Source organism: Streptomyces sp. NBC_01334 (assembly GCF_035983595.1).
GTDB lineage: Bacteria > Actinomycetota > Actinomycetes > Streptomycetales > Streptomycetaceae > Streptomyces > Streptomyces coriariae.
On the sequence record NZ_CP130719.1, the window covers coordinates 23,615 to 38,445 of the forward strand.

A 14,831-nucleotide genomic window follows, 5' to 3' on the forward strand; every position below is an offset into this window, starting at 1 on the left:
CAGGCCGGCGTGAGAGCAACACGGCGGGAACCACGAACTGAGGATGGAGAGGTCACCCGGTGTCCTCCGAGGAAATCCGCACGACCGACGCACCGTACCGGACCGACGTGGCGGACGCGTCTGCCACGTCGGTGCGCCACCCCGCACTACTCAAGGACCTCCAGAAGCAGGTCGCACTCCTGGAGAAGGACCTGCGGGAGCGCGCAGAGGCCGAGGACGAGCAGGCAGCGGCGCTACGCGGGGAGCACGGCGCGGCCCTCGAAGCGGGACGTACCTCCGTCGAAAGGTTCGAAACCTGGCGCGACGAGCGGGTGGTACAAATCGCCGCCGCCTGGGTCCTGGCGTGCGTCTTCGTCCGTTTCTGCGAGGACAATGAGCTGATCCCAGACGCCTGGCTGTCCGGACCCCGCGACGAGTTCCGCGGCCGCCACCGCGACCGACTTGCTGAGGCCCAGGACCGCCACGACGCGTTCTTTCGTCTCAGCCCCGAGCTGAACGACCGCGACTGGCTGAAGGAGTCCTTCCGGGCGCTCGGCCGCGAACACGTCATCGCGGAGGGCCTCTTCGACCCCGCGCACAATCCCCTGTGGGAACTCGACCCCTCCTACGGGGCAGCGGCCCAACTGCTCGCCTTCTGGCGTGAGCGCGGCTCCGACGGCCGGATCCGCCACGACTTCACCGACCCAGCCCTCGACACCCACTTCCTCGGCGACCTCTACCAGGACCTTTCGGAACACGCCCGCAAGACGTACGCCCTGCTCCAGACCCCGGAGTTCGTCGAAAAGTTCATTCTCGACCTAACCCTGGATCCGGCACTGGAAGAGTTCGGCCTCGACCCGGTATGGAAGTACCGCCCGCAGGGCTGGACCGGCGAAATGTACGACGAGGGCGCCCCCGACGGCGAACTGGCCGTACGCGGCCTGCGCTGCATCGACCCGGCCTGCGGCTCCGGACACTTCCTGCTCGGCCTGTTCCGCCGCATCCTCGCGAAGTGGCGCGAGACTGAACCAGGCACGGAGAACTGGACCCTGGTCCGCCGCGCCCTGGAGTCCGTCCACGGCGCCGACAAGAACCCGTACGCCGTCTCTATCGCCCGCTTCCGCCTCCTCGTCGCCATGGTCCAAGAGTGCGGGGTGGACCGGCTCTCCGCGGCCCCCTCCATGCCGATCCGCATCGCCGTCGCCGACTCACTGCTGCACGGGCGGGAGGCCGGACGCGAGACCGATCAGACCCTGGACGACGCCGAACGCGGGGAAGTCTTCACGTACCGGACGGAGGACGTCGAGGATTACGTGAAGAGCGTCGACCTGCTCGGCCGCGGCTCGTACCACGTGGTCGTCGCGAACCCTCCGTACATCACGGTCAAGGACAAGCAGGAGAACGAGAACTACCGGAAGATCTACTGGACTTGCTCCGGCAAGTACGCCCTGTCCGTGCCCTTCGCACAGCGCATCTTCGAGCTGGCGGTACGGGCTGGGGGCTCCCACCGCGACGGCGGATACACCGGCCAGATCACCGCGAACTCCTTCATGAAGCGGGAGTTCGGCGCAACGCTCATCGAGTCGTACTTCCACGGCGGCGAGTACAAGGACCCTCAGACGCGTCGCAAGCGTCACTTCAGTGGCGTCGAACTCACCCATGTCCTGGACACCTCCGGCGCCTTCATCCCCGGGCACGGCACCCCGACCGTCATTTTGGTGGGGCGAAACCAGGTCGCGCGGCAGGCTCAGCCGATTCGCGCGGTGCTGGGTGTGCGGGGCGAGCCAAGCCCTCCGCCGAAACCGGCGGAGGGGAAGGTATGGCAGGCGATTATCTCGCAATGGCGGAAGCCGGGGATTGGGCCGGAGGAGTGGGTGAGCGTTGAGGACGTGGAGCGAGGGCGGTTCGCGGAGCATCCTTGGTCGCTGAGTGGGGGTGGGGCAAGTGGAGTATTTGATGCGATCGAGCGCGCCGCAGCTTCCCGCTTGAGTACTCACGTATTCCGGCTTGGCATCTTCGGTATTCCAGGTGCGGATGAGGCGATGATCGCTCCTCAGCGGGTCTTTACAACCCGCAATGTTTCTTGCGATTACATTCGCCGCGTTGTCGTTGGGGAGGAGCTACGCGATTGGAATCAGCTCAAGGGGCAGTCGATCTTCTTCCCCTACTCCTCCACGCATTCGCTTCTCGCGGAGTCAGAACTCGCTGACGCTCTTCGCTGGATGTGGCCCAGCCGAACGGAGCTGGGTAGTCGAGCCACATTCAGCAGAGGAACATACTTCTCCGATGGGCGCCCTTGGTACGAGTGGCATCAACTCCCCAAAGATGACGGAGCGAATACCTGGTCCATCGCGTACGGCGAGGTTGCCACGCACAACCACTTTGTGCTGGACCGGGGTGGGAAAGTTTTCAAGCAGACCGCTCCAATGATCAAACTGCCCGAGATTGCAAGCGCTGAGCAACATTTTGAGCTGCTCGGAGTTCTGAACTCATCGACCGCCTGCTTCTGGATGAAACAGGTTAGCCACGTGAAGGGAGGCAGCGGTATTGGGCGTGGGGTCCAAGATGAAGCCTGGGAGAATAGATTTGCATTTAGTGGAACCCGGCTGCAAGAATTCCCTCTCCCCGCCACACTCCCTCTCCCCTGGGGGCGGGAACTCGATTCCCTGACCCAGCAACTCACCGAGCATGAGCCCTCAACACTCACCGCAGCAGCCGTCCCCACCCGAACCGCCCTCGACGAGGCCCGTTTCGCGCAGGATCGTATCCATGCCCGCATGATCCTCCTCCAGGAAGAACTCGACTGGGCCGTCTACGGGCTGTACGGGCTCCTCACGCCCGCCGAGGTCGAGCGGACCACGCTGCCCGGCGACCCCGCCAATCTGACAGACGCCGACTTGCCCCAACTCAACCTCGGTCAGCGCGCGTTCGAGATCAGTCTCGCCCGCAGCGGTGCGGAGACCGCCTGGTTCGACCGGCACGAGTCCACCCCCACCACCGAGATCCCCACGAAGGACTGGCCCGAGTCCTACCGTCGCATCGTGCAGGCACGCCTCGACCTCATCGGATCCCACAAGAACATTCAGCTTGTCGAGCGTCCCGAGTTCAAGCGCCGTTGGTACACCAGATCCTGGAAGAGGCGGGAGGCCGCGGCCCTGGTCGCCTGGCTGCTTGACGCGGCCGAGCGCGAGGAGCTGTGGTTCGAGGAGCGTGATGGCCTTGACTCCCCTCGTCCCCTCACTGTGTACCAGCTCGCCGACGCCCTGCGGCACGACGAGGACGTACAGGCCGTAGCCGCGCTCTACGCCGCCGACCACCTTGACAAGCACGACGTCCCGCTGTCCACGGTCCTCGCCGCCGTCGTCGAACCAGAGCACGTCCCCTATCTCTCCGCTCTCCGCTACAAGGAGTCCGGCCTGCGTAAGCGTGCGCAGTGGGAGCAGGTTTGGGAGCAGCAACGGGAGGAGGATCGCACCGGGGAGCGGCAGGACATCAAGGTCCCGCCGAAATACACATCGGCCGACTTCCTGAAACACAGCTTCTGGTCGAACCGCGGCAAACTCGACGTGCCCAAGGAGCGGTTCATCTCCTATCCCGGCTCTTCCCTGGACAACGACCCCTCCCTCACCCTTGGTTGGGCAGGCTGGAACCATCGCCAGCAGGCCGAGGCACTGGTCAACCTCCTCAACGACCGTCTGGAAAAGGATGGTTGGGTCAGGGAGGACCCCCGTTTCGTTCCGCTCCTGGCCGGGCTGCAGGAGGTCCTGCCCTGGGTAGAGCAGTGGTACGACGAGTACGACGAGGAGTGGGAGGGCAACCCCGCCGAGGAGTTCCGTTCTGCCCTCTCCACGGGTCTCTTCGGCCGCCGCCTCTCACAGTCCGACCTCGACGCCTGGCGCCCGGAAAACAGGAGGGGCGGACGGCGAGCGGCGGGCGAGTAACGTCGGGAGCGCTGCGAACTTCAAGATGTGAAGTCCGCAGCCCCTCGTACTCGTATCTCCAGTCAGCCGTGCCCCGCCAGCCGCAAAGGCGGCCCACCCCTCGGGCCCGGCTCGGAGGTCATGAGAACGTGAGTCTGGTCGTCACAGAGCCGGCAGCAAACGCGGTCAGGCACGACGTGGTGCCCGGCCGGCACGCCGCGCTGCAGCTGGCCCCGCGAGGAAAGGTGGCGACGGGTAGATGTCAGCGCCCCCCGTGTGGGCCGTCATCCACGCCACCGGCCCCTGATCTTCCCGCCTGCCCCGCTCGTCCCGCCCGCTCTGCCCACTCCACGCCTCGCCCGTCCCTCTTCTGCCCCCTCCGCCCTCCTCTTCCTCACCACCCGCCCCTCGTCCACCCGGGTGAGCTGGCAGGATAGGGAGACGTGGTGTGCGCGGGGCGTGGGCGAGGGTCCGGTTCCGCCGGGAGCTCGGCCTCGGCAGCCGGGCGGAATGATGCTGTGGGGAGCTGGAACGGCTGATGGCCAAGAGCAGTGGCACCGTGTTGAGGGATGTTCTCGACATCAAGGAAGACCTCCTCTCCGGCGATTTCAAGATTGAGCTGTCGAAGGGCTTTAGCGGAGAAGCGGCGGGATCGCTCGCGGAGTATGTGGTCACGCCGCAGTTGCAAGGGGAGTTCGCCAAGGCTCTGAAGCTGGTCCGCAGCGCCTTGCGGAAGAACGCCTCGCACGCCGCATATCTGCACGGTTCGTTCGGCGCCGGTAAGAGCCACTTCCTCACCGTGCTGCACGCGGTACTCAACGGGGACCCGGCCGTCGAGGGCAAGGAGCGGTTGCGGGAGGTGGTCGCGGAGCACGACGACTGGCTGCCCGGCAAGAACTTCCTCATGGTGCCGTACCACCTGATCGGTGCTGCGAGCCTGGAATCGTCCCTGCTGGGCGGGTATGTCCGCGCCATCCGCCGCCAGCACCCCGACGCCCCGACCCCGCTGGTCTTCCGGGCCGACTCCCTCCTTACCGACGCCCGCGGACTGCGGGGCTCTCTCGGTGACGAGGCGTTCACGCGGCTGCTGCCCGCGCCGAAGCCGTCGGCGGCCACGGCCTCCGCAGCTGTCGAGGACAACGAGGATGACGACGCTGAACTGGTTCCGATCGGCGCCGTACCCGCGCACGGCTGGACCACCGCTACCCTGGATGCCGCCTTCGCCGCCCCGGCCGGCGACCCACGCCGTGACGACCTGCTGTCCGCCCTGTTCAGCGGCCCCATGAAGTCCTACGCGGACAGCGCCAGCGGAGACGCGGCGGCGTACATCTCGCTGGACGACGGGCTGAGCGAGATCAGCAAGCACGCGCAGCGGCTCGGCTACGACGGCGTGGTGCTGTTCCTGGATGAGCTGGTGCTGTGGCTGCAGGCCCGGATGTCGAACCGCACCTTCATCAACGACGAGATCCAAAAGCTCGTCAAGTTGATCGAGTCCAGCAACCCCGATCGGCCGGTGCCGATCGTCTCCTTCATCTCCCGCCAGCGCGACCTCTCCCAGCTCGTCGGATCCGACATCCTCGGCTCCGACGTGGAGAACCTGCAGCAGGCGCTGGAGTACCTCAAGGAGCGCGTCACCATCGTCGACCTGGAGGACCGCAACCTCCCGGAGATCATCAAGGAGCGGGTTCTCAAGCCCCGGCCAGGCCAGGAGCCGGTACTCGACGCCGCGTTCGCCAAGATCGACAAGTCCAGCCAACTCGTCAAGGACGTCCTCCTCGACGGGGACGGCGCCACCGGCGCCGACTGGGCGGACTTCCGGTCCGTCTACCCGCTCTCCCCTGCCCTGCTGAACGTGCTCGTCGCCCTGTCCGGCGCACTCCAGCGCGAGCGCACCGGTCTCAAGCTCGTCCAGCAGCTCCTGGAGAAGAACGCCGATGCCGAAGTCGGCAGCCTGATCCCGCTCGGTGACCTATGGGATGTCCTGGTCGACGGCACGGGCGCCGCCTTCACCGACAAGCTGAAGCAGGAGTCGGAAGCCGCCCGACGGTTCCATGCCAAGGCCCGGCACCACCTCCTGGAGAAGTACGGGCGAACGGATCACCCCGACTTCGTCGCCGACGAACGCTTCGTCAAGACCCTGCTGCTCGCCGCGCTCGCCCCCGACGTGCCCGCGCTGCGTCGGCTCACCGGCGCCCGGCTCGCCGCCCTCAACCACGGCTCCGTGCGCTCACGGACCGTACCCGTACGGGACAAGGTCGTCGACCGGATGCGGGCCCTGCAGACCGAGTACCCGACCGAGCTGCGCGCCGAGGGAGAGGACGACCCCGTCTTCTCGCTGCACCTGTCCGACCTGGACGTCGAACCGCTCCTGGACGCCGTCGTTGGCGAGGACAAGGCCGGGGTGCGGCGCACCTGGGTGCGGGACCGGCTGTGGGAGGAGCTTGGCCTTGCCGGCAAGCAGGGCCAGCTCGTCGACGCGAAGAAGATCGTCTGGCGTGGTTCCGAGCGCACTGTGGAGTTCATCTTCGGCACCGTGCGCGACACTCGCAGCATCGCGGACGAACAGTTCGAGCCCGCCACGAAGGGCAACATCCGGATCGTCGTCGACTGCCCCTTCGACGAGGACACGGGACGCTCCCCCGACGACGCCTACCACCGGGTCGGTGACCTCCGCAAAGCCGGCCGCAGCGCCCCCGTCCTGGTCTGGCTCTGCGACTTCTTCTCCGAGCAGCGCAAGGCCCAGCTGGGCCGCCTGATGCGGATCAACTTTCTCCTCGAACGCGACCGCCTGTCCGACTACACCCGCAACTTCCCGCCGGACGACCGTGCCAAGGCCCGCCGCCAGCTGGAAGTGGGCCGCGAGACTCTCACCCGCGGCCTGGTCACCTCGCTGCGCGAGGTGTACGGACTCGCCGAGGCCAAGGAGGGCACCCGGGGCGCCGAGGTGCCCGACGGTCGGCATGTGTTGTCCCTGCAGCCGGAGTTTCCGCGCCCGCAGCCCGAGGGCAGCAAACCGTTCGACCAGGCCATGGTGCAGCTCGCCGACGGTCTGTTCTCCGCCCTGCACGAGAGGCACCCCGACTTCGGCCCCGGCCCGGGCAGCACCCCCAAGGCTGTCACCGCGGGCGAGCTCGCCATCACCCTGGAGTGGATCACCCGCGCCATGGACGAAGGTGGCCGGGTCGAGGTCGACAAGCACCATCTGCGCGTCGTCAAGCGCATCGTGGAACCCCTGGAGCTCGGCTCCGTCCACGACGGCCCGCTCGTCATGCGTGCCGACTGGCGTACCCGCATCAACCAGGCGGCCGCCGGGCACCAGGAACACGGCGAGCTGGCCGTCGAGGACATCCGTCGCTGGATCACCGACGACCTCGGCCTCAGCGGCCTCGACAAGCCGGTCAGCAGCCTGGTCATCGCCGCCTACGCCCTCCTCGACGACCGTTCCTGGGTGTACTACTCCGGTACCGAGACCGCCGCCCCCGCGCTGGCCGACATTGGTCCCGGCTGGATGCTGCGCGCCCAGCAGCTGCCGAGCGAGGAGGAGTACGCCGCCGCCCGGGACCGCGCCGGGCGCCTGTTCGGCGTACCCGCCAAGCCGGGCCTGTACGCCCGAAACGTCAACCAGCTCGCCGCCGACGTACTCGCCAAGGCCGCCACGTACGAGAAGAATGTCGGCGACGTCCGCCTGGTGCTGAAACGGCACGCCTCGCTCCTCGGGCTAGACGGCGATGCCCCCGCCCCCCGCAGCACGGTTCTGCGCGAGGCCGCCGCGCTCCTCGCCCGCCTCGTACGGCACACCGACGACGCCACCGGCCTCGTACGGGAGCTGACAGCCGTCTCGTACGAGACACCCGCCCGGGAGCTGGCCCACACCATGGACAGCGCCGCCGACCTCCTTGCCGCCCTGGACACCACCGACTGGCAGCTACTCACCAGCGTGCGCAACCTCAGCGGCCGCGACGACAGCGTCGGCGACCGTGCGCAGCGGCTCCTGGAGCGTATCGGTGAAGCTGCCCGCGCCCCTGAGCGCGAGCGGTCCCTGGTGCCCGTGCTCGGCGAGGTCCGCGAAACCGGTCTCGCCCTCATGAACGCGGCCCTCAGGCTGGAGCGCCCAGCCCCCGTGCCGCAGCCCCCCACCCCCCCTGGTCCCGAGCAGATCCCGCTGTCCGAGCACGGCACCCCGCCGGTCTCCTCGACTCCCGGGACTCAGACCCCGGGCTCCGTGGCGGACCCCCGGACTCCCTGGAATCCGCAGGCTCCCACCGAAGGCTCCACCCCGCTGTCCGCTGCCCGCCGCCGTGTCATCGCTCCCGGTTCCGCCGCGCTTCGGGAGGATCTCACCTCGGTACGGGAGGAGATCGAGGCGTTCCGCGCCGACCACCCGCAGACGCCGGTGGAGATTTTCTGGCACCCGGTACCCGACAGCGGCAAGGCCGCCGAAGGCACTCCGTGATGGCCGCGCGGCCCGTCGCTGGACGGCGTGCCGTCGAAGTGCTCCTGGAGACCGAGCTCCCCGGCCTGCCCGGTCATCGTCTCGTCCTGGTCGACGCCGTCTGGGACACGGCGGAGAAGGACACCGAGTTCACCGTGCGGGTCGGTACCGGGCACCGCCGCGTAGTCGTCACCGACCAGCACTCCCCGCTCGGAATCGCCGACGCCTGGCACCGCCACCTCACCCAGGGCGACCCGGACGACGACAGCGTCCTCGTCATCACCGGCACCGTCCCACCCGACCAGCTCGGTTGGGACGTGCGTGCCCACGCCGTACACCGGCACCCTCTGCCCGTGAACCGTGCAGAAATCGTCGCCCAGCTCTTCGGCGCCACCGACCTGGACCCGCGCATGCTGGGCGAGCACTGGCTGCTCGACGCCCTCCTGCAGGCCGAACCCCTCGACGGCTGGCCCCGGGTCGGCGCCGTCCTTACCCGCGACCGAGCCGTACGCGCCCTGCTCGCCGCACGGCTTGGACTGGGCGAAACCACCGCCGACACCCTGGACCTGGACGCCGACACCCTGTTCGCCTGGACCCGCACCCCGGCAGGCCCCGCACTGTTCGCCGCCCTGCCCGAGAGCGAACGGCGCGGACTCGGCGAGTGGCTGGCCCGAGCGGTCGGACCGGCCGCCCCCACCCTGCTCTCACTGGCCGCGGAAGGCCGCGGCGCCGACGCGCTGCCGCTCGGATCGCTCGCCTCGGCCGCACTCTCCTCGCCGACGGCCGAAGCCGCCGGGTTCGCCCTCGGCACCCTCTTCGGCCAGGCCCTATCCTCCTTCGACACGCTCAGGCCCTTCGCCGACGCCGCCACCGGAGTCCTCACTCGCTGGATCGCCCAGGCGGAAGGCACCAGAACGTCGGCCGACCCGGCACGCTCGCGGGTCCTCGCTGTCCTCGAACGCGCCGACCGGCTCGCTGCTGACGCCCGGCTCACCGAATTGGTCGACGGTGACCGCCTGCTGCCGTCCGGATACCTCGGCAGGCTGCGTACCCTGGCCGCCGCCCTCGACGACCGCGGCGTACCCGCGCCCGCAGCCGCCGAGGCGGCGCTGCGTGACCTCACCGCGCACCAGCTCGCCGCGCTCCATGCGGAGTCCACTGAAACAGCACGGACCGCTGTCCGTCTGGTGCGCTGGCTCGCCGCCCCGCTGCCCGGCTCCGCGACCGTCGGCCAGGCCGTCCAGGACCACCTGGCCTCCTCGAGCTGGGCCGATCTGGCCCTCGGCGTCCTCTCCGAGGGGGACGGCTCCCGCGATACGGCCGTTGGCGAGGCATACCGACGGCTGATAAGGGCTGTACGGGTCCGCCGAGCCCGCCTCGACGAGGACTTCGCCAGCCTGCTCGCGGCATGGACCGAAACCGCCTGCCAGCAGGCAGACGGCGGCGCCCTACTCATCGAGGACATCCTCGCCAAGGCTGCCGCCCCGCTCGCCCGTGATGGAGGCCGGCCCCTGATCCTCGTACTCGACGGCATGAGCGCGGACGTCGCCGTCCGGCTCGCCGGCGAACTGGACCGGCGGGTGTGGACTGAGATCGTGCCGGCTTCCCGCAATGGTGCCGCCCCACTCCGACAGGCCGCGGTGTCCATGCTGCCGTCGGTCACCAGGGTCAGCCGGGCGTCCCTGCTGTGCGGCCGTCCCTCCGAAGGCGGTCAGGCCGCGGAGCGCTCCGGGTTCGCCGCTTTCTGGAGGAAGCGCCACCGGGACGCCCAGCTCTTCCACAAAGGTGGCTACGAAGGCCCGCCCGGCCACCGGCTCGCCCCCGAACTGGTCCAGACACTGGCTTCGGACGACGTCGTCGCGGTTGTCGTCAACACCATCGATGACGCCCTGGCCGACGGCCGGGAGGGAACCAGCGGCCGCTGGGGACTGCACGACATCGGCAAACTTCCCGACCTGCTGAACGCGGCCCGCGACTACGGGCGTCCGGTCATGCTCGTCTCCGACCACGGCCACGTCATCGACCGCACCGAGCGCGGGCACCCTCCGACCGAGGCCACCGGCGTCCGGGGCGCTCGCTGGCGCACCGGCGCTCCCAAGGACGGCGAGGTCGCTCTGTTCGGGCCCCGCGTCCTGACTGACGGCAAGCGCATCACCGTGCCTTGGCGCGACGACCTGCGGTACACCGCCCGACAGGCTGGGTACCACGGCGGTGCGTCGATCGCCGAGGTGACCGTCCCCGTGATCACCCTGGTGCCGTCCGAGGGCCCTGTGCCGTCCGGCTGGATCCTGCTACCCCCTGAGGCGACCGAGCCACAGTGGTGGAACACCTCTGGGACAGCCAAAACCGATGGCCCTCACCGGAGCGAGGCCGACCAGACCCGTGTGAGTGCGGGGGCCCCTCCAGCCCCACGCATCACTCCCGAAGACGAACAGGTCGGCAGGGTCGACATGCCACAGCGACAGGCCGAGGGGGGCGCCGCCACATTCCGCCGTGGCACCCTCGGGGAGCGGACCGTGCGCAGCGCGCCGTACAGGGCCCAGCGTGAGTTCGTCCGGCTCGCCCCCAGCGACAAGGCCGTGGCCGCCGCACTGGACGCCCTGCTCGCGGCCGGCGGAAAGCTGTCGCCCAGCGCCGTCGCCGCGGCCGCCCAGGCCGCCACCGGCAAGTCTCAGCGCAACCCCGAGCGTTTCGCCACGATGCTCGAGCGCCTGCTCAACATCGACGGCTATCCCGTACTCCAGCTCATCGAGTCGGGCCGCACCGTTCAACTCGACAGGATGCTGCTCCATCAGCAATTTCCGGAGAGCACCGCATGACCCACCCGGCTCACGAAATCAGCGCTACACGCCGACGCGACGTCGTCGACGCCCTGCGGCGGGGCACCGTGCCGCAGGCGGGACTCGGCCTGTTCGCCGTCGGCCTGGAACGCTTCGAAGTCGCCCTTGAGGACGACCTGACCACCGTCACCCGCGGCGGAGCTGCCTTCCACGCTCTGCGCGGCGAATACGGATCCGGAAAGACGTTCTTCGCCCGATGGCTCGCCGAACGTGCGAAGCGGCGCGGGCTGGCCGTCAGCGAGGTCCAGATCTCCGAGACCGAGACCCCGCTCCACCGCCTGGAGACCGTCTACCGCAGGCTCACCGAACGCCTCACCACCGCCACCCACCAGCCCTCCGCTCTGCGCCCCATCATCGACTCCTGGTTCTACGCCTTGGAGGAGGAGGCCCTCGGTAGTGGCGCCATCTCGGATGACGACGAGGAGGCCCTGGCGGTCGCAGTCGACGAACTCCTCGAACATCGGCTCGCCGCCGTCGCCCGCACGACCCCGGCCTTCTCCGCGGCGCTGCGCGGCTATCGCCGGGCCGTGGCGGACGGCGACGGCGCCCGGGCCGAAGCGCTCATTGCCTGGCTCGGCGGACAGAAGTCCGTGGCCGCCTCTGCCAAACGTGCCGCTGGAATCCGCGGCGACCTCGACCACTTCGGAGCCCTCGGCTTCCTGCAAGGCTTGCTAACCGTGCTGAGGGACTGCGGTCATCCAGGGCTGCTACTCGTCCTCGACGAGGTGGAAACCCTGCAGCGGGTGCGCGGGGACGTCCGCGAGAAGTCCCTCAACGCGCTGCGCCAGCTCCTCGACGAGATCGACACAGGCCGCTTCCCCGGGCTATTCCTGGTCATCACCGGTACTCCCGCCTTTTACGACGGACAGCAGGGCGTGCAGCGTCTCGCTCCCCTCGCTCAACGGCTGGCCACCGACTTCACCACCGACCCGCGATTCGACTCGCCACGAGCGGTTCAGCTGCGCCTGCCCGGCTTCGACCTGTCGTCACTCGGCGAGCTGGGACGCAAGGCGCGCGACATCTACGCAGCTGACGCCCGCCACCCCGAGCGCCTCGCCGCTCGCACCGATGACGCCTACCTGGACGAACTGGCCCGCGCCATCACCGGCTCGCTCGGCGGCAAGGTTGGCATCGCCCCCCGGCTCTACCTGCGCAAGCTTGTTGCCGACGTAATGGACCGGGTCGACGAGTTCGAGGACTTCGATCCGCGCAGGCACTACTCCCTCACTCTGGACAGAGCCGAACTCAGCGCCATCGAGCGCAACGCGGCCGTGGGCGCCGAAGACATCGACCTGGACCTGGCGTGACAAGCCCTTCGTTCGACAGCTCATCCGAGCCGCCAGGGCCGGCAGCGGACGACGTCTTCGATCTCCTCGACCCCGTTCTCGGACACCACATCGTCAACACTCTTGGCTGGCATGCCCTGCGCCCTCTACAAGAAGAGGCCGTCACGCCGCTGCTCGCCGGAGAAGACGCCGTCCTGCTCGCACCCACCGCGGGCGGCAAGACCGAGGCCGCAATCTTCCCGGTGCTGACCCTCATGAACCGGCGCGGCTGGAAGGGCACCAGCGTGCTGTACGTGTGCCCGCTCAAGGCCCTCCTCAACAACCTTCAACCCCGTCTAGAGGCCTACGCCGGCTGGCTGGGCCGCAGCGTCGGCCTCTGGCACGGGGACGTCACCACCTCCCGCCGCCGCAAGCTGCTGATGCAGCGCCCCGACATCCTCCTCACCACCCCCGAGTCCCTGGAATCCATGCTGGTCAGTACCCATGTCGACCACCGCTCCTTCTTCGGCGGGCTGCAAGCCGTGGTGGTCGACGAGGTGCACGCCTTCGCGGGCGACGACCGGGGCTGGCACCTGCTGGCCGTCCTTGAACGTCTAAGTCACGTCGCTGACCGCTCCCTGCAGCGGATCGGGCTGTCCGCGACGATCGGCAACCCCGATGAACTGCTCGGCTGGCTCCAGGGCTCCGGACAGGGGCGGCGCCCCGGCCGTGTCATCGCCCCCGGTGCAAGACCACGATCCGCCCCCTCCGCCGTACCTGCCGCGGCAGATCTCGTTGCACCGACGGGCGACATCGAGCTCGACTACGTCGGCTCCGTCGCAAATGCCGCGATCGTCATCGCGGCCCTGCACCGCGGTGAGAAGCGCCTGGTCTTCTGCGAGAGTCGGCGCACCGTGGAAGAACTGGGCGAACAGCTGCGCCTGCACGGCGTCACGACCTTCCTGTCCCACGCCTCGCTCTCCGTCAACGAGCGCCGACGGGCCGAGACGGCGTTCGCCGAGGCCCGCGATTGCGTGATTGTCTCAACCAGCACCCTGGAACTCGGCATAGATGTCGGCGATTTGGACCGAGTTATCCAGCTGGACGCACCACGAACCGTCGCGTCCTTCCTCCAGCGGCTCGGCCGGACCGGCCGCCGCACCGGCGCCACCCGCAACTGTCTCTTCCTCGCCCTTGACGACGACGGACTTCTCGCTGCAGCCGCGCTCCTGCTGCAGTGGTCCCGTGGCTGGGTGGAGCCCGTCACTGCCCCTCCCGAGCCCCGTCATCTCGTCGCCCAGCAACTGCTCGCCCTGTGCCTGCAGGAACACCAGGTCGGCGAGAACGTGTGGCAGCAATGGTGGGGCGGCATCGGCCCCTTCGGCCCCGGCGCGGCCCCCGTCGTGCGCCACCTCGTCGAACACGGCTATCTGAACCAGGACGGCGGCCTGCTGTTCATCGGCCCACAGGCCGAACACCGTTACGGGCACCGCCACTTTATGAACCTGACGGCCGTCTTCACCGCACCGCCAGAGTTCACCGTCATGAACGGCCGGACCGAGATCGGCCGGACCGATCCCGACCTTCTAACCGAAGTAGTCCAAGGCCCGCGCAGACTGCTGCTCGCCGGACGCAGCTGGCTGGTCACCCACATCGACTGGAGTCGTCGACGCTGCTATGTCACTCCGGCCGACGAAGGCGGACGCGCCCGGTGGAACGGCTTCGGTGCCGAGCGTGTCCTGTCCTTCGACCTCGCCAGAGCCGCGCGCGACGTACTCCTCGGCCAAGACCCGCCCGTCCGCCTGACCCAGCGAGCCCAGACCCGGCTCGCGGACGCCCGGCACGCGCATCTGGACACCGCACATCCCGGAGGTACGGTCATCGCCCGCCGCCTCGACGGCGACATCCGCTGGTGGACCTGGGCCGGTCACCGTGCCAATGCCACCCTGGCCGCCACATTGTCCTCGGTCGTGTCACCACAGCGGCGGGCCGACGCCCAGTGGATCCGACTGCGGGACGACCTCACCGCGGAGGACTGGGCGAGCGCCGTAGCCGCCGCGAAGGCCGGCCTGAGCCTGCCCGAGGTCGACGGGCACGCCCTGCGAGGCCTAAAGTTCAGCGAAGCTCTACCCCCCAGGCTGGCCGAGGCCACCCTTGCCTCACGCACCGCGGACGAGAAAGGCGCCCTCCTCACACTCGCCGACCCAATACGGTTCACCGCTCTCCTACTCAAACGCTGATCGTTTGCTGTCATCGGCGCGTGCGTTGCATTGACCACCGAGACGGTGTGAGCAAATGCCTGCCATCGAACTGTCACGCGCTGGGGCACAGGCTGCGGAACAGAGCTTGGTTTTCCTCGTCGGTGGAGAACAGGCCAGAATCTGGCTGAGGTCGT

The 14,831-nt window shown here is 68.8% G+C and carries 5 protein-coding genes; all 5 read left to right on the plus strand.

Annotated elements, in window-relative coordinates:
* Positions 1-59 precede the first annotated feature (59 nt).
* The 5 genes from pglX to OG736_RS44680 all read left to right on the plus strand — a co-directional run bounded on the left by pglX (position 60) and on the right by OG736_RS44680 (position 14,676).
* Positions 60-3,920: a BREX-2 system adenine-specific DNA-methyltransferase PglX gene (pglX, locus tag OG736_RS44660; RefSeq protein WP_442817219.1), complete on the plus strand. Its 3,861-nt coding sequence runs from the start codon at positions 60-62 to the stop codon at positions 3,918-3,920.
* A gap of 517 nt (positions 3,921-4,437) precedes the next feature.
* A complete protein-coding gene (locus tag OG736_RS44665; RefSeq protein WP_327187917.1) occupies positions 4,438-8,352 on the plus strand; it encodes a DUF6079 family protein in 3,915 nt (1,304 codons plus the stop codon).
* On the plus strand, positions 8,352-11,150 hold the full coding sequence (pglZ, locus tag OG736_RS44670; protein WP_327187918.1) for a BREX-2 system phosphatase PglZ: 2,799 nt from the start codon (positions 8,352-8,354) through the stop codon (positions 11,148-11,150). The genes OG736_RS44665 and pglZ overlap by 1 nt, the downstream gene beginning before the upstream one ends.
* Positions 11,147-12,478, plus strand: a complete 1,332-nt coding sequence (brxD, locus tag OG736_RS44675; RefSeq protein ID WP_327187919.1) for a BREX system ATP-binding protein BrxD — start codon at positions 11,147-11,149, stop codon at positions 12,476-12,478. The genes pglZ and brxD overlap by 4 nt, the downstream gene beginning before the upstream one ends.
* A gap of 89 nt (positions 12,479-12,567) precedes the next feature.
* Positions 12,568-14,676 carry a DEAD/DEAH box helicase gene (locus OG736_RS44680; protein ID WP_327188320.1) on the plus strand — a complete coding sequence of 703 codons (2,109 nt, stop codon included), beginning with the start codon at positions 12,568-12,570 and terminating at the stop codon, positions 14,674-14,676.
* Positions 14,677-14,831 lie beyond the last annotated feature (155 nt).